Source organism: Streptomyces sp. NBC_00433 (genome assembly GCA_036015235.1).
Classification (GTDB): Bacteria; Actinomycetota; Actinomycetes; order Streptomycetales; family Streptomycetaceae; genus Actinacidiphila.
Genome location: CP107926.1, coordinates 3,967,692 through 3,987,759, shown reverse-complemented (window position 1 = coordinate 3,987,759; position 20,068 = coordinate 3,967,692). Strand labels below are relative to the sequence as shown.

The following is a 20,068-nucleotide window of genomic DNA, read 5'->3' as shown; positions in this document are numbered from 1 at the left end:
GGCGCATAGGGTGGGAGGGTGACCCGTGCATCCCTGGAGAAGCAGCCGCAGGCAGTGGCCGCGATGTTTGACGACGTCGCCGCCAAGTACGACCTGACCAACGACGTGATGTCGCTCGGGCAGACCCGGTTGTGGCGACGGGCCGTCGCCCAGGCGCTGGACGTGGCGCCGGGGGAGCGGGTGCTGGACCTGGGCGCGGGGACGGCCACCTCCTCGCTGCCCCTGGCCGCGGCGGGCGCCGCCGTCGTGCCGTGCGACTTCTCCCTCGGGATGCTCCGCGAGGGCAAGAAGCGGCACCCCGAGCTGCCGCTGACCGCGGGCGACGCGACCCGGCTGCCCTTCGCCGACGGCGTCTTCGACGCCGCGACCATCTCCTTCGCGCTGCGCAATGTGCACGACACCGATGCGGCGCTGCGCGAGATGCTGCGGGTCGTCAGGCCCGGCGGGCGGCTGGTGATCTGCGAGTTCAGCCACCCGACCTTCCGCCCCTTCCGCACCGTCTACACCGAGTACCTGATGCGGGCGCTGCCGCCGGTGGCCAAGTCGGTGAGCAGCAACCCGGACGCGTACGTCTATCTCGCCGAGTCCATCCGCGAGTGGCCCGACCAGAAGGCGCTGGCCGGGCGGATGCAGCAGGCGGGGTGGTCCGGAGTGGCCTGGCGGAACCTGACCGGCGGGATCGTGGCGCTGCACCGGGCGAAGAAGGCGGCCCCGGCGGGCGGTTGAGCCGTCTTGAGGAGTACGCCATTCCGGTGCGGCGGGCGTCGGCGGCCCCCTAGTCTGCGGTGACTGTGCCGGGGAGGCCCGATCCCCGCGACCCCCGGAGTGGCCCATGTCGTTCTGCCCCGCCTGCGGGAACCCGGTCTCCGACACCTCCGCGCGCTTCTGCCCGAAGTGCGGCCGCGAGCTGCCGGCGCCGCCTCCTGCCGTGCCGCCCACCCCGGCGCATGCCGCGCCGCCCGCGCCCCCGGCGTATGAGCCGACGGCTGCGTATCCCGGCGCGGGACCCGCGTACCCCCCGCCGCCACCCCCGCCTCCGCCGGTCCCCGGGGCGCCGTCGCCGGCCGCGCAGTTCGCCCGCCGGGTCTTCGCGGGCCGCTGGGACGGCGCGGTGCTGGCCGCGGTCGTGCCCGCGCTCGTGCTGCTGGTGGTGTCCGGCGGCCTGGGCGCCTGGTCGCAGCACGCCCTGCGGGGCTCGTCGGTCGGCTGGTTCAAGCGCAGCCGGATCGCGCTCGCCCTGGTCGTCCAGGGCCTCGGCGGCCACCTGAGCACCCACCAGAACGCCCCGGAGATATTCGGCAACAGCGACTCCGACTGCTCGGACTATTCCAGCGGCTCCTCGGAGGACTACGGCGACGGCTCCGGAGACTTCGGCGACGGCTCGGGCGACTTCGGCGACGGCTCGGGCGACTTCGGCGACTCGGACGGCTACAGCGACTTCGGTCCAATGTGCGGCGCGGGTTCCGCGTCCGGCTCGGCGGCGATCGTCCCGCTGACCTTCACCATGCTGTGGCTGCTCGCCCTGGTCCTGGTGCTGCGCTCGATGCGCGGGCGGCACTCGGGTCCCGAGGCGGCGGTCAGGGTCGCGCTGCTCAGCGCGGCCGCGGCGACCGTGCTCGCCTTCGTCGCCCAGGGCAGCCTCGAAGGCGTGGCGATCCACACCGGCCCCTTCCGGGTGATGCTGTGGTCCTTCCTGCTCAGCCTGGTGACCGCGCTGGTCGTCCTCGACGGACCCGCGCTGCGCGCGCGGTTCGGCGCCGCCTGGCGGGTTGTCGGCACCGCGGGGATCGCGCTGCTGACCACCGTGCTGTTCGCGAGCGTCGTGGTTCTCGTGGTCGCCCTGGGCAATATGGACAACGGCGTCGACGGCGACACCCTGGTCGTCCTGGCCGCGGTGCTGCCCAACCTCGGCCTGTCGGGACTCGCGCTCGGCTGGGGCGCGCCCTTCAAGATCCACTACGGCGGGGGCGGCAGCAACGGATTCGGCCACCCCTTCGGCCTGTCGGATCTGAGCCACTTCTGGGACGGCTGGGCGACCGTGCTCGCCGTCGTCGGCGGTGCGCTGTGCGCGCTGGTCATCGGCCTGCTGGCGACCGGGCGCACCCGCGGGCGGGGCGAGCAGTTCGCCGTCGCCGGCGTCTTCACCGGGATGTTCGCCGCGCTGGTGGTGATCGGCGGCGCCAAGAGCGGCGACTCCAACGCGCTCGCCGGCGTCGGCGGCGGCCTCGTCTCCGCGCAGACCTCGCTGGGCTCCGCGGTCCCTGAAGCCCTCTTCTTCGCCCTGCTGTGGTCGCTCGGCGGCGTCCTGGCCGCCACGTACGTCCGCCGCGCCCTCGGCCTGGCCCCGCCGCTCCCGGCCGGTCCCGCGGCCCCCTCCCCGTACGCCCCGCCCCCCTTCCCCTACGTCCCGCCGCAGTCGACGCAGTCGACGCAGGCGACGCACGCGCCGCAGGCCCCGCAGACGCCCGAGGTCCACGACCTCGGCATCGTCCAGCCGCCCCGGCTGAGCGGCGACGACAGGACCCGCCGCGACGAAGGGGGCGGCCGCCACCGGTAGCGACCCGTCAGGGACGCGCGGGTCCCTGACGAGTGACCCCCACCAGGGGACTTGCGGCCGGGACGCACGCCCGGCGGGACGCGCGGGCCGCCCCACCGGAGCGGCGGGGCCGGGGCTGCTCATAGACTCGGGGCAGCCCGGGCCGCGACCCGGTGCCGCAGACCCGCAAACGAAAAGTCGTCCTCGCCCCAAACGGGAGTGCCACCGTGCCCGACACCGCCCTGTCCGAGCGCACCGCCGACGTGATCGTCGTCGGCGCCGGCCCCGCCGGTTCGACGACCGCGTACTACCTGGCGAAGGCGGGCCTCGACGTCCTGCTGCTGGAGAAGACCGCCTTCCCGCGCGAGAAGGTGTGCGGGGACGGGCTCACGCCCCGGGCGACCAAGCAGCTGGTGTCGATGGGCATCGACATCTCCGAGGAGGCGGGCTGGCTCCGCAACAAGGGCCTGCGCATCATCAGCGGCGGCCTGCGGCTGGAGATGGACTGGCCGGAGCTGGCCGCTTACCCGAACTACGGACTGGTGCGCAAGCGCGAGGACTTCGACGACCTGCTCGCGCAGCAGGCGGTCAAGGCCGGCGCGCGGCTGTACGAGCGGTGCAATGTCGGCGCCCCGATCACCGACGAGCGCACCGGCCGTATCACCGGCGTGCACGCCAAGCTCGGCGAGGAGAAGACCCCGGTGGTCTTCAGTGCCCCGCTGGTCGTCGCCGCCGACGGCAACTCCACCCGGCTGTCACTGGCGATGGGCCTGCACCGGCGCGAGGACCGGCCGATGGGTGTCGCGGTGCGGACGTACTTCACCTCGCCGCGGCACGACGACGACTACCTGGAGTCCTGGCTGGAGCTGTGGGACCGGCGCGGCGAGCAGCCGCGCCAACTGCCCGGCTACGGCTGGATCTTCGGCCTCGGCGACGGCACCTCCAACGTGGGCCTCGGCATCCTCAACTCCTCCGCCGCCTTCCGCGAGCTGGACTGGCGCGACGTGCTCAAGGCGTGGGTCGCCGGCATGCCCGAGGACTGGGGCTACACCCCGGAGAACATGACGCAGCCGATCCGCGGCGCCGCCCTGCCGATGGCCTTCAACCGCCAACCGCACTACACCCGCGGCCTGTTGCTGGTCGGCGACGCGGGCGGCCTGGTCAACCCCTTCAACGGCGAGGGCATCGCCTATGCGATGGAATCCGGCCAGCTCGCCGCCGACGTCATCACCCAGGCTCACGCCCGCGCCACCTCCGCGCAGCGCGAACTGGCCCTCCAGCGCTACCCGAAGGTCCTCAAGGACACCTACGGCGGCTATTACACCCTCGGCCGCGCCTTCGTGAAGCTGATCGGCAACCCCAAGGTCCTCCAGCTCTGCACCGAACGCGGCCTGACCCACCCGATGCTGATGCGCTTCGCCCTCAAGCTGCTCGCCAACCTCACCGACCCGACCGGCGGCGACGCGATGGACCGCATCATCAACGGCCTGACGAAGATCACCCCCCGCGCCTGACCCGCACCGCCGTCCGGCCGCCCGGACGGCTGTGTCACAGCCCCTTGCGCTGTCTCGTCACAGGTCGTGTCACGCACGACCTGCCCGACCTACCGACAACGCAAGGGACTTCTCATGGAACCCCGTCTGAATCTCGCCGCCATCCCCCTCGCGGCAAGGGTGATGAAGCCGTTCAGCTCCGCCAGCCTGGTGGTCATCAGGGAGTCGGAGCTGCCGAAGGCGACGCAGGACCTGGTGATGCTGCGCTCCAGCCAGATCAACGGGTGCGGCTACTGCACCGACATCCACACCAAGGAGGCCGCGGCGGCGGGGGAGACCGCACAGCGGCTGCACCTCGTCGCGGCCTGGCGGGAGAGCACCGTCTTCACCGAAGCCGAGCGCGCCGCACTGGAGTTGACCGAGCAGGGCACCCGGCTCGCCGACACGGGCCGCGGTGTCACCGACGAGGTGTGGGAGAACGCCGCCAAGCACTACGGCGAGGACCGACTCGCCGCCCTGGTGCTGCTGGTCAGCCTGATCAACGCCAGCAACCGCATGTGCGTCATGACCAGGATGCAGGGCGGCGCCTACCAGGCGGGCCAACCGGGCTGACCGGGGCGGTCACTCGTCGTCGTCCGACTGCGGGATCGCATTGCGCCAGACGGTGACGTCGATGACGGCGTACGTACTGGCCTCGGTGCTCTTCGAGGCGTGCTGGAAGGTGATCAGGGCGACCGTGCTGTCGGTGGTGGCGCAGAACTGCGAACCGGTCGACAGGCGGGCCACCTGGATCTCCCGGGTGTAGCGGGTGTCCTTCAGGCAGGTGTCGAGGGAGCCCTCCTCGCCCGGGTCGAGCAGCACGAACTCGTTGGCGTCGGTGGAGAAGTGGCAGTCGCTCTCCGAGCCGCAGTAGTAGTGCATGTCCTCGTCGAGACCCTGGGTCGGCTTGAGGTCGGGGTCGGCGAGTACCAGGTGGAAGCCGTCGGCCAGCTGGATGCCCGGGTGCGACTCGGGCGACGGCGGCGGGGCGGAGGTGGCCGGGTCGCCGGTCGTCGCCGAGGGCTCGTCCGACGGGTTGTCGACCGGGGCCGCCGTGGTCGACGTGGTGATCGTCGGACCCGCCTGGTCCTTGGCGTCCTTGTCGTCCTTGCCGCCGGTCACCGCGAGGGTGCCGCCCACCGCGCCGGCGATCACGACCAGGGCGGCGACCGTGGCCAGCACGATGTTGCGCTTGGTCTTGCCGGGCGGCCGCGGTCCGGGCGGCGGCTGCGGCATGGGGTGCGCCGCGGGGTAGGCCGTCTGCGGCTGCGGGTATCCGTACGCCTGGTGCGGCACCTGCGGCTGCTGTACGTACGGCGGCTGGACAGGCTGGACAGGCTGGACGGACTGGACCTGCGGGTGCGCCGCGGGCTGCGTCGGCGGGTGCGCCGGCGGGCCGGGCTGCGCGGCGGGTTGGGCGGGCGGCTGCGCGGGCGGCGCCACGTCCGGCCGGGTCACCGGCGGCGGCGGGGTCTGCGGGGCGGCGGCCGGCGCGGTCGCGGGCGGCGAGCCCGGCGCCACGTGCCTGGCCGGGATCTCCGCGGCCAGCGCACCGGGCAGCCACTGCTCCGGCCTGCGCAGCTCGGTCTGCTGCGAGGCCGCCTGGCACATCCGTACGACCTCGGCAAGCGTCGGCCGCTCGGCCGGGATCTTGGCCAGGCACCGGCTCACCAGCGGCCGCAGCTCGGCCGGGAGCGTGGCGAGGTCGGGCTCCTCGTGCACGATGCGGTAGAGCACCGCGTGCGAGGGGCCCTCGCCGTACGCGGGCGAGCCGAGCGCCGCGTAGGCGGCGACCTGGCCGAGCGCGAAGACGTCGGTGGCCGGGGTGATCTCCCGCCCCGCGGCCTGCTCGGGCGACATGAAGGCGGGTGTGCCGATGGTGACGCCGCTGCCGGTCAGCGCGGTGGCGTCGGCGGCACGCGCGATGCCGAAGTCGATGACGCGGGGTCCGTCGGAGGCGAGCAGCACGTTCGACGGCTTGAGGTCGCGGTGCACGAGCCCCGCGCCGTGCACGGCCTCCAGCGCCTCGGCGATCCCGGCGACCAGCAGCAGCACGGTCGGCACGGGCAGCGGCCCGTGCCCGGCGACGGCCGAGGACAGCGTCGGACCCGGCACGAAGGCGGTGGCCAGCCAGGGCCGCGCCCCGTCCGCGTCGCTGTCGATGACCGGCGCGGTGTAGAGGCCCTGCACCCGCTGCGCGGCCTGCACTTCCTGCTTGAAGCGCCGCCGGAATTCGGCGTCCTCGGCGAATTCCGGCCTGATCACCTTGATGGCGACGGGCCGCCCGGCCGGGGTGTAGGAGAGGTAGACCTTGCCCATCCCGCCGGCCCCGAGCCTCGCCGCCAGGCGGTAGGCCCCCACCGACGCCGGATCGTCCGCCCCGAGTGCCGAGAAGACCTCGCCCGACTCCGCCCCGCTCATTCCTGACCGCCTCGTCCCCGTCGTTCCTGCTGGCGGCATGGAGACTACCGGCCACAAGGCGATTCCCGTGGCCTGTCGCCCAGTTGCACCCCGACAGCCACCTGGCGGTGACGCGGGGCCGTCCGGGCGCGAACTCCGGCTGTCCCGCCCGGCCGTGGACCCCGGCGCACCCGCCCGGCCGGGCGGTCTCAGGCCGCCGGGCCGGCGGCCACGCAGAATTCGTTGCCCTCGGGGTCGGCCATCACCACGTGGTGGCCGTCGAAGCGTGCGAGGACGCGGGCGCCGGCCTCGGTCAGGCGGGCGGCCTCGGCCTCGATGCGCTGCCGGCGATCCGCGGGGGTGCCGTGGCCGGGGACGCGGATGTCCAGGTGGAGGCGGTTCTTGGCGGTCTTGGGCTCGGGGACCTTCAGGATGGCCAGGCGCGGGCCCGCCCCGGCGGGGTCGCAGAGCCAGGCGCCGTCGTCGACGGAGTCGTCCTCGGCGGGATCGAAGGACGCGTGCCATTCCGCGCGGGTGGCGAAGGGCGCGGGCGGGGGCTCGTCCACGTAGCCGAGTGCCGTCTTCCAGAAGGCGGCCAGCGTCGGGGCGTGGGCGGCGTCGAGGGTGAGGTCGATTCGGGCGGCCATGGCGGCAGCGTATGACGGGGGTCCGACAGGGGTCCTACGCCTCGCGGCCGATGCGGGCGGCCCGGACGGGCCCTAACGTGGGCCGGCATGACGGAGAACGATCAGCCCGCGGGCGCCCGCGGCCGCGTGGAGCGCAAGCGCAACGCCCTGCGGCTGCTGGAGACCGAACTCGACGTGTGGGTGGCCACCGCCGACGCGGCGGGCGTGCCGACGCTGATGCCGCTGACGTATCTGTGGGACGGCGAGGCGGTGTGGCTGTCCACCCGGCCGACGAACCCGACGGGCGCCAACCTGGCCGCGTCCGGCGCGGTGCGGCTGTGCCTGGGCACGACGCGGGACGTCGTGCACATCGAGGGCGCCGCCACCGACTTCACCGCCGGCGAGCTGCCGGACGGCGTCGGCGACGCCTTCGCGGCGAAGGACGGCTGGGACCCGCGCAAGGAGCCCGACCGCTACGACTTCTACCGCGTCGCCCTGGTCGAGCTGCGCGCGTGGGGCACGGTGGCCGAGCTGAAGGGCAGGCTGCTGATGAAGGACGGCCGCTGGCTGGTGTGACGCCCGTACGCCCCCGGCCCGGCAGGACCGGACCGGGGACGCGGGGGGCGGGGGGTCAGAGGACCCGGACCGCCCAGTCGGGCTCGGAGTAGGTCATCGGCTTGATGCCGACCGGCGAGGAGGGGTTCGCCGCGTCGAGGTACTGGCCGTCGCCGATGTAGACGCCCACGTGGTAGGCGCTGCCCTCGCCGCCCCAGAAGACCAGGTCGCCGGCCTTGAGGCTGCTGAGGCTGACCGGGGTGCCCGCGGTCGACTGCTCCTGCGAGGTGCGCGGGAGGTTGACGCCGACCGTGGCGTACGCGGCCTGGGTCAGGCCCGAGCAGTCGTAGGAGCCGGGTCCCGTGGCGCCGTAGACGTACGGCTTGCCGATCTGCGCCTTGAGGAAGGCGATCAGCTTGTCGACCTTCGTGCCCGAGGGCGCGGCGACCGACGGGGACGCGGCGGCGGAGGCCGCGGTGGAGGACGTCGGCGTGGCCTTGAGCGCGGTGCGCTTCGCGGAGCGCGAGGCGGCCATGGCCGAAGCGGTGGCCCGCGCCTTGGCGGCCTTGGCGGCGACGGCCGCCCGGTGCCGGGCCGCGGCGGCGGTCGCCGCCTGCGCCTTGGCGGCGGCCTCGTCGGCGGCCTGCTGCCGGGCGGCGGCGATCGACATCTCGATCGCGTCCTGCGCGATCGCGTCGGCGGCCTGCCCGCCCGTGACACGGGTCGACAGCGAGGTGCTCAGGGTGCGGGCGGAGACCTGCTCGCCGGCCCGCGACTTCGGGGAGTGGTTGTCGGCTATGGCCGGAGCCGCCGCACCACTGAGTGCGACTGCGCTGACGACACCGCCGACGATTCCGGCCCGGCGCGTCCAGTTGGGACGGGACGGTGCGGCATGCCGCCGGCGGCCGGTATGGGTATGCGAGGCGGACTCGGGGGTCCGAGGGCTGTTGTGGGGCATGCGTCTCTGGCTATCAGGAATGAATGGTTCCGTTCAACAAAGGTGTGATGCGCCACAGTTGACGTGTTCACGGCTCGAATGCCCGTTTCGTGATCTTGTTGATCGGGTGGTTTGAGGCATTTTCATATGCCCGGTTACGTATGTGCTCGTGCACACATTCACGCGGGTGATTCCTTGGCCCCAAGGGGCCGTTGGTGAACCGGCCCGGCGCTATCACGAGGCCGCGTCCATCGCCAATTTGCCCGCCGCTGCCGTGGCTTGATAATGAGCGCAGGTCTCTGACCAGCGAGAATTAACGTGGATGTCACGTGAAGTGATCGTTTGCGGATGATCCACCCCATGATCACCGCTCATCCGACTTCATGATCATTGGCCAGGTGGTGGAGATCACAAAGCTCGGCCCCTACCCCGTGTCGCAGATCACAGACCGGGAGGCATAGGATGCAGGCGACTTGGGCTTGTGAACTGCCTCACATGGAGCGATCCGGTCGCCGAGGGTGAGGCGAAACACACCACAAGTCGCGGTCCGTACATGTCAGTCACTGCCGACTGGAAGGAGCGGGGGACGGTGAACGCCTACGCGCCCATTTTCGTCCTGGGGGGCATCGCGGCCGGCTTCGCGATCTTCTCCGTTTTCATGGCCTCGATCATCGGGCCGAAACGGTACAACCGGGCCAAGTTGGAAGCGTACGAGTGCGGCATCGAGCCGACACCGCAGCCGGTCGGCGGCGGACGCTTCCCGATCAAGTACTACCTGACGGCGATGCTCTTCATCGTCTTCGACATCGAGATCGTCTTCCTCTACCCCTGGGCCGTCACCTTCGACCGCCTGGGGATGTTCGGGCTCGTGGAGATGCTCCTCTTCGTGCTCACCGTCTTCGTCGCCTACGCGTACGTATGGCGGCGCGGCGGCCTGGAATGGGACTAGGGAACCGAGGGGACCAGGGAGCCTACGCATGGGTATCGAAGAGAAACTGCCGAGCGGATTCCTGCTGACGACGGTGGAGACCGCGGCGGGCTGGGTACGTAAGGCGTCGGTCTTCCCGGCCACCTTCGGCCTGGCCTGCTGCGCCATCGAGATGATGACCACCGGCGCCGGTCGCTACGACATGGCCCGGTTCGGCATGGAGGTCTTCCGCGGCTCGCCGCGGCAGGCCGACCTGATGATCGTCGCGGGCCGGGTGAGCCAGAAGATGGCGCCGGTGCTGCGGCAGGTCTACGACCAGATGCCGAATCCGAAGTGGGTCATCTCGATGGGCGTCTGCGCATCGAGCGGCGGGATGTTCAACAACTACGCCATCGTGCAGGGCGTCGACCACATCGTGCCGGTCGACATCTACCTGCCCGGCTGCCCGCCGCGCCCCGAGATGCTGCTCGACGCGATCCTCAAGCTGCACGAGAAGATCCAGGGCGGCAAGCTCGGCGTGAACCGCGAGGAGGCCGCCCGCGAGGCGGAGGAAGCGGCCCTCAAGGCGCTCCCCACGATCGAGATGAAGGGGCTCCTGCGATGAGCGAGTCCAGCAACGGAGCCGCCGTCCCGGCGCCCCGCGACCAGGCCCCCGGCGAGGTCATCGGCGTCCGCAAGGGCATGTTCGGCGCGAACAACGGCGGCGACACCTCCGGTTACGGCGGCCTGGTGCGCACCGTACGGCTGCCCGGCGCCAGTTCACGGCCCTACGGCGGCAAGGACGGGGTCTTCGACGAGATCGCCGACGAGCTGGAGGGCGCCCTCGACGAGCAGGGCCTGCCGCCGGCCGAGGCGGTCGAGAAGACCGTCGTGGACCGCGGCGAGCTGACCTTCCACATCGCCCGCGAGCACCTGGTGCGGGTCGCCCGCACGCTGCGCGACGACCCGGCGCTGCGCTTCGAGCTGTGCACCGGCGTCAGCGGCGTGCACTACCCGGCCGAGCAGGGCCGCGAGCTGCACGCCGTCTACCACCTGCGCTCGCTGACCCACGGCCGGCTGATCCGCCTCGAAGTGGGCATCCCCGACACCGACCCGCACGTCCCGTCGCTGGTGAGCGTCTATCCCACCAACGACTGGCACGAGCGCGAGACGTACGACTTCTTCGGCATCGTCTTCGACGGCCACCCGGCGCTCACCCGGATCATGATGCCGGACGACTGGCCGGGCCACCCGCAGCGCAAGGACTACCCGCTCGGCGGCATCCCCGTCGAGTACAAGGGTGCCCAGATCCCGGCTCCCGACCAGCGGAGGTCGTACTCATGACGAACGGATACGCGTCCCCGCAGCCGGCGGAGGAGCGCGAGACCACCGAGGGCCGGGTCTTCACCGTCACCGGCGGCGACTGGGACGAGCTGGCCGAGACCGTCGGCAAGTCCGACGACGAGCGGATCATCGTCAACATGGGTCCCCAGCACCCGTCCACCCACGGGGTGCTGCGGCTGATCCTGGAGATCGACGGCGAGACGGTCACCGAGGCGCGGTCCGGCATCGGCTACCTGCACACCGGTATCGAGAAGAACATGGAGTACCGCACCTGGGTGCAGGGCTCCACCTTCGTGACGCGGATGGACTACCTGACGCCGCTGTTCAACGAGACCGCGTACTGCATGGCCGTCGAGAAGCTGCTCGGCATCACCGACCAGGTGCCGGACCGGGCGACCGTCATCCGCGTGCTGCTGATGGAGCTCAACCGGATCTCCTCGCACCTGGTGTGCATCGCCACCGGCGGCATGGAGCTGGGCGCCACCACGATCATGATCTACGGCTTCCGGGACCGCGAGCTGATCCTGGACATCCTGGAGCTGATCACCGGCCTGCGGATGAACCACGCGTACGTCCGCGTCGGCGGTCTCGCCCAGGACCTGCCGCCCGGGGCGATCGACCAGGTGCGGGAGTTCGTGAAGACCTTCCGCAAGAACCTGCCGGAATACGACAAGCTCGCCACCGGCAACCCCATCTTCAAGGGCCGCATGCAGGACGTCGGCTACCTGGACCTGACCGGCTGCATGGCGCTCGGCGCCACAGGACCGATCCTGCGGGCCGCCGGACTGCCGCACGACCTGCGCAAGTCCGACCCCTACTGCGGTTACGAGACCTACGACTTCGACATCCCGACCGCCGACAGCTGCGACTCCTACGGGCGCTTCCTGGTCAGGCTCGCCGAGATGCACGAGAGCCTGAAGATCGTCGAGCAGTGCCTGGACCGGCTCGCGCCGGGCGCGGTCATGGTCGAGGACAAGAAGATCGCCTGGCCCGCGCAGCTCGCGCTCGGCCCGGACGGCATGGGCAACAGCCTGGACCACATCAAGAAGATCATGGGCACCTCGATGGAGGCCCTGATCCACCACTTCAAGCTGGTCACCGAGGGCTTCCGGGTGCCGCCGGGCCAGGCCTACTCGGCCGTGGAGTCCGCGAAGGGCGAGCTGGGCGTGCACGCCGTCAGCGACGGCGGGACCCGGCCCTACCGGGTGCACTTCCGCGACCCGTCGTTCACCAACCTGCAGTCCATGGCGGCGATGTGCGAGGGCGGCCAGGTGGCCGACGTCATCGTCGCGGTGGCGTCCATCGACCCCGTGATGGGAGGCGTCGACCGATGACCGACGTGTCACTGGGCATCCCCCTGATGCCCGCCCCCGACTACCCGGCCGACGTGCGCGCCCGGCTGGAGAGCGACGCCAGGGAGGTGATCGCCCGCTACCCCGGATCGCGCAGCGCCCTGCTGCCGCTGCTGCACCTGGTGCAGTCCGAGGAGGGCCACGTCACCCGCACCGGCATCCGCTTCTGCGCCGAGATGCTCGACCTGACCACAGCCGAGGTCACCGCGGTGTCGACCTTCTACACCATGTACCGCCGCAAGCCGAGCGGCGACTACCAGGTCGGGGTGTGCACCAACACGCTGTGCGCGGTGATGGGCGGCGACGCCATCTTCGACGAGCTCAAGCAGCACCTCGGCGTCGGCAACGACGAGACGACCGCGGACGGCAAGGTCACCCTCGAACACATCGAGTGCAACGCGGCCTGCGACTTCGCCCCGGTGGTGATGGTCAACTGGGAGTTCTTCGACAACCAGACCCCCGAGTCGGCCAAGGCCCTGGTCGACGACCTGATCGCCGGCCGCGAGGTGCGCCCCACCCGGGGCGCCCCGCTGTGCACGTACAAGGAGACGGCCCGCATCCTGGCCGGCTTCCCCGACACCCGCGAGGGCGCGGTCGAGGCGAGCGGCGGCGCGGGTCCCGCGTCGCTGGCCGGCCTGCGGCTGCACCGCGGTGAGGCGCAGGGCCGGGTGGTCGGGCAGCGCGCCGAACCCCCCGGCGACGGTGCCGCGTACAGCACCACCCCGTCGCCCGCCGAGCACGCCGGCTCGCACGACGCGCCCCGGCAGACGTCGGAGTCCGACCCGGCCCACCCGGCGGACCCGGTCGCGGACAACGCCGCAGAGGAGGAAGGCGAGTGATGACCGTCGAACCGGCCGAGAAGCTGCTCGCGCCCGTACTGTCCGCCTTCTGGGACGACCCCCGGTCATGGACGCTGGAGACCTACCGCAGGCACGACGGCTACCAGGCGCTGGCCAAGGCCTTCGCGATGGCCCCCGACGACGTGATCGCCTACGTCAAGGACTCGGGCCTGCGCGGCCGCGGCGGCGCCGGCTTCCCCACCGGCATGAAGTGGCAGTTCATCCCGCAGGGCGACGGCAAGCCGCACTACCTGGTGGTCAACGCGGACGAGTCGGAGCCCGGGACCTGCAAGGACATCCCGCTGCTCTTCGCCAACCCGCACTCCCTCATCGAGGGCATGATCATCGCGTGTTACGCGATCCGCTCGCACCACGCCTTCATCTACCTCCGCGGTGAGACCGTCCCGGTCCTGCGCCGGCTGCACGAGGCCGTCCGCGAGGCCTACGCGGCCGGCTACCTGGGCTCCGACATCCAGGGCAGCGGCTTCGACCTGGACCTGACCGTGCACGCCGGCGCCGGGGCCTACATCTGCGGCGAGGAGACGGCGCTGCTGGACTCCCTGGAGGGGCGCCGCGGCCAGCCGAGGCTGCGCCCGCCCTTCCCCGCCGTCGAGGGGCTCTACGCCTGCCCCACCGTGGTGAACAACGTCGAGTCCATCGCCTCGGTTCCCGCGATCATCCAGCGCGGCAAGGACTGGTTCAAGTCGATGGGCAGCGAGAAGTCCCCGGGCTTCACCCTCTACTCGCTGTCCGGCCACGTCGCCCGCCCCGGGCAGTACGAGGGCCCGCTCGGCATCACCCTGCGCCAACTGCTCGACATGGGCGGCGGGATGCGCCCCGGCCACCGGCTGAAGTTCTGGACCCCCGGCGGCTCGTCCACCCCGATGTTCACCGAGGAGCACCTCGATGTGCCGCTGGACTACGAGGGCGTCGGCGCCGCCGGCTCCATGCTCGGCACCAAGGCGCTCCAGTGCTTCGACGAGACCACCTGCGTGGTGCGGGCGGTCACCCGCTGGACCGAGTTCTACGCCCACGAGTCGTGCGGCAAGTGCACGCCGTGCCGCGAGGGCACCTACTGGCTGGTCCAGCTGCTCCGCGACATCGAGGCGGGCAAGGGCCGCATCGAGGACCTGGACAAGCTGAACGACATCGCCGACAACATCAACGGCAAGTCCTTCTGCGCGCTCGGCGACGGCGCCGCCGCGCCGATCTTCTCCTCGCTCAAGTACTTCCGCGAGGAGTACGTGGAGCACATCGAGGGCAAGGGCTGCCCCTTCGACCCGGCCCGCTCCACCGCCTGGGCCGACAAGTACCGTACGGAGGCCCACGCGTGACCGTCACCACAAGCAGTGCGTCCTCCGGCGCTGGGCAGCCCGCGGTGCCGCGGGAGGACCTGGTCTCCGTCACCGTGGACGGCATCGCCGTCTCGGTGCCCAAGGGCACCCTGGTGATCAGGGCCGCGGAGCTGGTCGGCATCGAGATCCCGCGGTTCTGCGACCACCCGCTGCTCGACCCGGTCGGCGCCTGCCGGCAGTGCATCGTCGAGATCGAGGGCCAGCGCAAGCCGGTCGCCTCCTGCACCATCACCTGCACCGACGGCATGGTCATCAGCACCCAGCTGACCTCGCCGGTCGCAGAAAAGGCGCAGCGCGGGGTGATGGAGCTGCTGCTCATCAACCACCCGCTGGACTGCCCGGTCTGCGACAAGGGCGGCGAGTGCCCGCTGCAGAACCAGGCGATGCAGGTCGGCGACCCCGACTCGCGCTTCGAGGGCAAGAAGCGCACCTTCGCCAAGCCCGTGCCGATCTCGGCCCAGGTGCTGCTGGACCGCGAGCGGTGCGTGCTGTGCGCGCGCTGCACCCGGTTCAGCAACCAGGTGGCCGGCGACCCGATGATCGAGCTGCTGGAACGCGGCGCGCTCCAGCAGGTCGGCATCGGCGCGGGCGACCCCTTCGAGTCGTACTTCTCCGGCAACACCATCCAGATCTGCCCGGTCGGCGCGCTGACCTCGGCCGCGTACCGCTTCCGCTCCCGGCCCTTCGACCTGGTGTCGTCGCCGTCGGTGTGCGAGCACTGCGCGGGCGGCTGCGCCACCCGTACCGACCACCGGCGCGGCAAGGTCATGCGGCGGCTCGCCTCGAACGACCCCGAGGTCAACGAGGAATGGCTGTGCGACAAGGGCCGCTTCGGCTTCCGCTACGCCCAGCGGCCCGAGCGGCTGACGCACCCGCTGGTCCGCGGCGCCGACGGTGAACTGGCCGCGGCCTCCTGGCCCGAGGCGCTCGCCGCCGCGGCGGCAGGACTGACCGCGGCACACGGCCGGGCGGCGGTACTGCCCGGCGGGCGGCTCACCGTCGAGGACGCCTACGCCTACGCCAAGTTCGCCCGGGTCGTGCTCGGCACGAACGACGTGGACTTCCGGGCCCGCGCGCATTCCGCCGAGGAGGCCGACTTCCTGGCCGCCGCGGTCGCGGGCCGCGGACTCGATTTGGACTCCACGGGAGTCACCAACGCGAAGCTGGAAGCCGCCCCTGCGGTGCTGCTCGCCGGGCTCGAAGCCGAGGAGGAGGCCCCCGGGGTCTTCCTGCGGCTCCGCAAGGCGCACCGCAAGCGCGGCCAGCAGACGTACGCGCTGGCCACCCACGCCACCCGCGGCCTGGACAAGGCCGGCGGCATCCTGCTGCCCGCCGCGCCCGGCACCGAGCCGGAGTGGATGGACGCGCTGGCCGGCGAGGTCGGCCTGGACGAGGCGGGGCGGCAGGCCGCGGACGCGCTGCGTACCGAAGGCGCCGTCATCCTCGTCGGCGAGCGGCTCGCCGCCGTCCCCGGCGGCTTCACCGCGGCGATCCGGCTGGCCACCGCCACCGGCGCCGCCCTGGCGTGGATTCCGCGCCGGGCCGGCGAGCGGGGCGCGGTCGAGGCCGGTGCGCTGCCCGGACTGCTGCCCGGCGGACGCCCGGTCACCGACCCGCGGGCCCGCGACGAGGTCTCCCGGGTGTGGGGACTGCCCACGCTGCCGGGGCGCTTCGGGCGGGACACCGCCGAGATCCTGGAGGCCGCCGCGACCGGCGAGCTGGGCGCGCTGCTCGTCGGCGGCGTCGAGATCGCCGACCTGCCCGACCCGGCCCGCGCCCGCGCGGCCCTGGACGCGGCCGGCTTCGTCGTCAGCCTGGAGCAGCGGCCCAGCGAGGTCACCGACCGCGCCGACGTGGTGCTGCCGGTCGCCGCGGTCGCCGAGAAGGCCGGCACCTTCCTCAACTGGGAGGGCAGGCTGCGGATGTTCGAGGCCGCGATCAAGCCCGACCAGGCCACCAGCAGGCACCAGCTGGCCGACGCCCGGGTGCTGACCATGCTCGCCGACGCGCTGGACGTGAAGCTGGGCCTGTCGGACGTGCGGTCCGCGCGCGCCGAGCTTGACCTGCTGTCCGGGTGGTCGGGCTCCTACGCGCCCGCGCCGCTGGAGTCCTCCGTGCCGCTGCCCAGGCCCGAGTCCGGCCAGGCCGTGCTCGCCGGGCACCGGCTGCTGCTCGACCAGGGCCGGCTGCAGGACGGCGACGACGCGCTGGCCGCCACCCGCCACGCGGCCGTGGCCCGGCTGTCCGCGGCCACCGCGGCCGAACTGGGCGCGCAGGACGGCGCACCGCTCACCGTCACCGGACCCGCGGGCACCACCACACTGCCGCTGGCCGTCACCCCGATGCCCGACCGCGTGGTCTGGCTCCCGCTCCACTCGACGGGCTCCGGCGTCGCCTCCGATGTGGGCGCCCGCCCCGGGCAGGTCGTCGCGATCTCCGCGGAGGTGTCCTCATGAGCGCACAGCTCGCCGGCGCGAGCCAGCTGGCCGCCACCACCGAGAACCTGTCGTTCTTCGGCAGCGACACCTGGTGGCTGATCCTCCTCAAGGCCGTCTTCTGCTTCGCCTTCGCGATGCTGACCGTGCTGTTCGCCATCGTGTGGGAGCGCAAGGTCGTCGCGTGGATGCAGCTGCGCATCGGCCCCAACCGGCACGGCCCCTGGGGCATGCTCCAGTCGCTCGCCGACGGTGTGAAGCTGATGCTCAAGGAGGACGTCACCGTCAAGCGGGCCGACAAGGTGGTGTTCGTCCTCGCGCCGGTCGTGGCGGCGATCCCCGCCTTCATGGCCTTCGCGGTGGTGCCCTTCGGCCCGGCCGACAACGAGGTGTCCATCTTCGGGCAGCGCACCGCGCTGCAGCTCACCGACCTGCCGATCGGCATCCTCTACATCCTGGCGACCGCCTCGGTCGGCATCTACGGCATCGTGCTGGCCGGCTGGTCGTCCGGTTCGACGTACCCGCTGCTCGGCGGCCTGCGCGCGTCGGCCCAGATGATCTCGTACGAGATCGCGATGGGCCTGTCCTTCGCGGCGGTCTTCCTCTACTCCGGGTCGATGTCGACCTCGACCATCGTCAGCGCCCAGCACGACCGCTGGTACGTGATCCTGCTGCCGGTGTCCTTCCTGGTCTACGTCTGCACGATGATCGGCGAGACCAACCGCGCCCCCTTCGACATGCCCGAGTCCGAGGGCGACCTGGTCGGCGGCTTCAACACCGAGTACAGCTCGATCAAGTTCGCGCTGTTCATGCTCGCCGAGTACGTCAACATGGTGACGGTCTCCGCGGTCGCCACCACCCTCTTCCTCGGCGGCTGGCGGGCCCCCTGGCCGGTCAGCACCTTCTGGGAGGGCGCGAACCACGGCTGGTGGCCGATGATCTGGTTCATCGTCAAGGTCCAGCTGCTGCTGTTCTTCTTCATCTGGCTGCGCGGCACCCTGCCCCGGGTGCGCTACGACCAGCTGATGAAGCTCGGCTGGAAGGTGCTCATCCCGATCTCGATGGTCTGGCTGATGCTGGTCGCCGCGGTCCGCGCGATGCGCAACGAGAACTACGACTTCACGAAGATCGTGCTGTACGTCGCCGGCGCGGTGCTGGTACTGCTGCTGATCTCGCTGCTCGCCGACCTCTTCAGGGACCGCGAGGACAAGAAGAAGCCCGGCGAGGACGGACTGCTGGCCCCACCGGACACGTTCGACCCGATGGCCGGCGGCTACCCCGTGCCGCCGCTGCCAGGGCAGCAGGTCCAGCGGGTGCCGCGCCGGCCCAGCCGGGCGCAGCCCCAACTCGTCGGCGCATCCGGCCAGGACGCCCCGGAGCAGGAGAAGCAGGAGGACGGCGATGCCTGAGTTCCTCGGCCCGGTCGCAGGCTTCGGCGTGACCTTCAAGGCCATGTTCAAGAAGCGGCTCACCGAGCAGTACCCCGAGTACAAGAAGCCCACAGCCCCGCGCTTCCACGGCCGCCACCAGCTCAACCGGCACCCCGACGGCCTGGAGAAGTGCATCGGCTGCGAGCTGTGCGCGTGGGCGTGCCCGGCGGACGCGATCTACGTGGAGGGCGCGGACAACACCGAGGAGGAGCGCTACTCCCCGGGTGAGCGCTACGGCCGCGTCTACCAGATCAACTACGCCCGCTGCATCCTGTGCGGGCTGTGCATCGAGGCGTGCCCGACCCGCGCGCTGACCATGACCAACGAGTACGAACTCGCCGACCGGACCCGCGAGTCGCTGATCTTCACCAAGGAGCAGCTGCTGTCCGGCCTGGAGGAGGGCATGGTCGAGTCGCCGCACTCGATCTTCCCCGGCACGGACGAGGGCGACTACTACCGCGGCCTGGTCACCGAGGCCGCGCCCGGCACCGTGCGGCAGGTCGCCGTCTCCAAGGGCGAGAAGCCGGACGAGGCGGTCTCCCCGGACGCCGCGGAGAACGTCGCCGACGCCGGGGTCACCGCCCCCGGCGGCGCGGCTCCGGCCGGAACGGGGGCGGAGGCATGATGCCGCTCGCGGCCGCCGCCGCCTCGCAGACCTCCACCGGCGAGGCCGTGCAGTTCTGGATCCTGGGCACGGTCGCCGTGCTCGGCGCCCTCGGCACGGTCCTGATGAAGAAGTCCATCCACAGCGCCCTGTCGCTGGCCGGCACGATGATCATCCTGGCCGTCTTCTACCTGGCGCAGGGCGCGTACTTCCTGGGCATCGTCCAGATCGTCGTCTACACCGGCGCGATCATGATGCTGTTCCTCTTCGTGGTCATGCTGGTCGGCATCACCGCGGCGGACTCCCTGAAGGAGACGCTCAAGGGCCAGCGGGTGATGGCCGCGGTGTGCGGGCTGGGCTTCGGCATCCTGCTGATCGCCGGTATCGCCAACGCCTCGCTCGACACGTTCACCGGCCTCGGCCGGGCCAACACCGTGGACGGCGGCAACGTCCAGGGCCTGGCGCACCTGCTGTTCACCACATACGTCTGGGCCTTCGAGATCACCGGCGCCCTGCTGATCACCGCGGCCATCGGCGCCATGGTGCTCACCCACCGGGAGCGCACCGAGGAGCGCCGCACCCAGCGCGAGCTGTCCGAGGCCAGGGTGCGCGAGGGCCGCCAGGTCACCCCGCTGCCCGCGCCCGGCACCTACGCCCGGCACAACGCGGTGGACATCCCGGCGCTGCTGCCCGACGGCACGATCTCCGAGCTGTCGGTCAGCTCCACCCTGCGCGAGCGCGGCCAGATCCGCGACGTGTCGGGCGACGCCATGCGGCGGCTGGCCGACCTGGAGCAGAGCTCCGAGCGCTGGCTCGGGCGCGAGGGCGAGCGCCCCGCGGTCGGGACGACCGAGCGGGCCGACCTCGCCGAGCGCGACAACGACCGGGCCGAGGAAGGTGCCAAGTGAATCCGGCCAACTACCTGTACCTGTCGGCGCTGCTGTTCACCATCGGCGCCGCGGGCGTACTGATCCGGCGCAACGCGATCGTCGTCTTCATGTGCGTCGAGCTGATGCTGAACGCCTGCAACCTGGCGTTCGTCACCTTCTCCCGGCTGCACGGCAACCTCGACGGGCAGGTCATCGCCTTCTTCACGATGGTCGTGGCCGCGGCCGAGGTCGTCGTCGGGCTCGCGATCATCGTGTCGATCTTCCGTTCCCGCCACTCGGCCTCGGTCGACGACGCCAATCTCATGAAGCTGTAGAGGGGCTGCGAC

Annotated in this window: 19 protein-coding genes; 16 read left to right on the top strand and 3 right to left on the bottom strand. The window is 71.7% G+C overall.

What is annotated here, in order from left to right; translation table 11 throughout:
* Positions 1–18: 18 nt before the first annotated feature.
* The 4 genes from OG900_16675 (at position 19) to OG900_16660 (ending at position 4,641) form a co-directional block, all read left to right on the top strand.
* Positions 19–726, top strand: a complete 708-nt coding sequence (locus tag OG900_16675) for a demethylmenaquinone methyltransferase (GenBank protein WUH91579.1) — start codon at positions 19–21, stop codon at positions 724–726.
* 106 nt (positions 727–832) lie between these two features.
* Positions 833–2,557: a zinc ribbon domain-containing protein gene (locus OG900_16670; GenBank protein ID WUH91578.1), complete on the top strand. Its 1,725-nt coding sequence runs from the start codon at positions 833–835 to the stop codon at positions 2,555–2,557.
* Positions 2,558–2,763: 206 nt separating this feature from the next.
* A complete protein-coding gene (locus OG900_16665; GenBank protein ID WUH91577.1) occupies positions 2,764–4,050 on the top strand; it encodes a geranylgeranyl reductase family protein in 1,287 nt (428 codons plus the stop codon).
* A gap of 114 nt (positions 4,051–4,164) precedes the next feature.
* On the top strand, positions 4,165–4,641 hold the full coding sequence (locus OG900_16660; GenBank protein ID WUH91576.1) for a carboxymuconolactone decarboxylase family protein: 477 nt from the start codon (positions 4,165–4,167) through the stop codon (positions 4,639–4,641).
* Positions 4,642–4,650: 9 nt separating this feature from the next.
* On the opposite strand, the gene OG900_16655 is transcribed toward OG900_16660, so the two are convergent.
* Positions 4,651–6,489 carry a serine/threonine protein kinase gene (locus OG900_16655; GenBank protein WUH91575.1) on the bottom strand — a complete coding sequence of 613 codons (1,839 nt, stop codon included), beginning with the start codon at positions 6,487–6,489 and terminating at the stop codon, positions 4,651–4,653.
* A gap of 188 nt (positions 6,490–6,677) precedes the next feature.
* Complete coding sequence (locus OG900_16650) at positions 6,678–7,115, bottom strand: VOC family protein (protein ID WUH91574.1); 438 nt, start codon at positions 7,113–7,115, stop codon at positions 6,678–6,680.
* Between the two features lie 87 nt (positions 7,116–7,202).
* On the opposite strand from OG900_16650, the gene OG900_16645 reads away from it, so the two are divergent.
* A complete protein-coding gene (locus tag OG900_16645) occupies positions 7,203–7,670 on the top strand; it encodes a pyridoxamine 5'-phosphate oxidase family protein (GenBank protein WUH91573.1) in 468 nt (155 codons plus the stop codon).
* A 55-nt stretch (positions 7,671–7,725) separates the two neighbouring features.
* Here OG900_16645 and OG900_16640 read toward each other — a convergent pair whose 3' ends face one another.
* The gene (locus OG900_16640; protein WUH91572.1) at positions 7,726–8,607 is read right to left on the bottom strand and encodes a C40 family peptidase; all 882 of its coding nucleotides are present in this window, start codon (positions 8,605–8,607) and stop codon (positions 7,726–7,728) included.
* A 568-nt stretch (positions 8,608–9,175) separates the two neighbouring features.
* Here OG900_16640 and OG900_16635 point away from each other — a divergent pair.
* From OG900_16635 to nuoK, 11 genes are read left to right on the top strand one after another with little or no spacing between them, the layout of a single operon-like run.
* A complete protein-coding gene (locus tag OG900_16635) occupies positions 9,176–9,535 on the top strand; it encodes an NADH-quinone oxidoreductase subunit A (protein WUH95796.1) in 360 nt (119 codons plus the stop codon).
* Between the two features lie 28 nt (positions 9,536–9,563).
* On the top strand, positions 9,564–10,118 hold the full coding sequence (locus OG900_16630; protein WUH91571.1) for an NADH-quinone oxidoreductase subunit B: 555 nt from the start codon (positions 9,564–9,566) through the stop codon (positions 10,116–10,118).
* On the top strand, positions 10,115–10,837 hold the full coding sequence (locus OG900_16625) for an NADH-quinone oxidoreductase subunit C (GenBank protein WUH91570.1): 723 nt from the start codon (positions 10,115–10,117) through the stop codon (positions 10,835–10,837). The genes OG900_16630 and OG900_16625 overlap by 4 nt, the downstream gene beginning before the upstream one ends.
* A complete protein-coding gene (locus OG900_16620) occupies positions 10,834–12,171 on the top strand; it encodes an NADH-quinone oxidoreductase subunit D (GenBank protein WUH91569.1) in 1,338 nt (445 codons plus the stop codon). The genes OG900_16625 and OG900_16620 overlap by 4 nt, the downstream gene beginning before the upstream one ends.
* Positions 12,168–13,028 (top strand): NADH-quinone oxidoreductase subunit NuoE, encoded by an 861-nt coding sequence (gene nuoE, locus OG900_16615; GenBank protein WUH91568.1) that lies wholly within the window; start codon positions 12,168–12,170, stop codon positions 13,026–13,028. The genes OG900_16620 and nuoE overlap by 4 nt, the downstream gene beginning before the upstream one ends.
* The gene (gene nuoF, locus OG900_16610) at positions 13,028–14,362 is read left to right on the top strand and encodes an NADH-quinone oxidoreductase subunit NuoF (protein ID WUH91567.1); all 1,335 of its coding nucleotides are present in this window, start codon (positions 13,028–13,030) and stop codon (positions 14,360–14,362) included. Before nuoE ends, nuoF begins: the two co-directional genes overlap by 1 nt.
* The gene (locus tag OG900_16605) at positions 14,359–16,839 is read left to right on the top strand and encodes an NADH-quinone oxidoreductase subunit G (GenBank protein ID WUH91566.1); all 2,481 of its coding nucleotides are present in this window, start codon (positions 14,359–14,361) and stop codon (positions 16,837–16,839) included. Before nuoF ends, OG900_16605 begins: the two co-directional genes overlap by 4 nt.
* Positions 16,836–18,227 carry an NADH-quinone oxidoreductase subunit NuoH gene (nuoH, locus tag OG900_16600; GenBank protein ID WUH91565.1) on the top strand — a complete coding sequence of 464 codons (1,392 nt, stop codon included), beginning with the start codon at positions 16,836–16,838 and terminating at the stop codon, positions 18,225–18,227. Before OG900_16605 ends, nuoH begins: the two co-directional genes overlap by 4 nt.
* Positions 18,220–18,873 carry an NADH-quinone oxidoreductase subunit NuoI gene (nuoI, locus tag OG900_16595; GenBank protein ID WUH91564.1) on the top strand — a complete coding sequence of 218 codons (654 nt, stop codon included), beginning with the start codon at positions 18,220–18,222 and terminating at the stop codon, positions 18,871–18,873. The genes nuoH and nuoI overlap by 8 nt, the downstream gene beginning before the upstream one ends.
* Positions 18,873–19,760 carry an NADH-quinone oxidoreductase subunit J gene (locus OG900_16590; protein WUH95795.1) on the top strand — a complete coding sequence of 296 codons (888 nt, stop codon included), beginning with the start codon at positions 18,873–18,875 and terminating at the stop codon, positions 19,758–19,760. The genes nuoI and OG900_16590 overlap by 1 nt, the downstream gene beginning before the upstream one ends.
* Positions 19,757–20,056, top strand: a complete 300-nt coding sequence (nuoK, locus tag OG900_16585; protein ID WUH91563.1) for an NADH-quinone oxidoreductase subunit NuoK — start codon at positions 19,757–19,759, stop codon at positions 20,054–20,056. The genes OG900_16590 and nuoK overlap by 4 nt, the downstream gene beginning before the upstream one ends.
* Positions 20,057–20,068 lie beyond the last annotated feature (12 nt).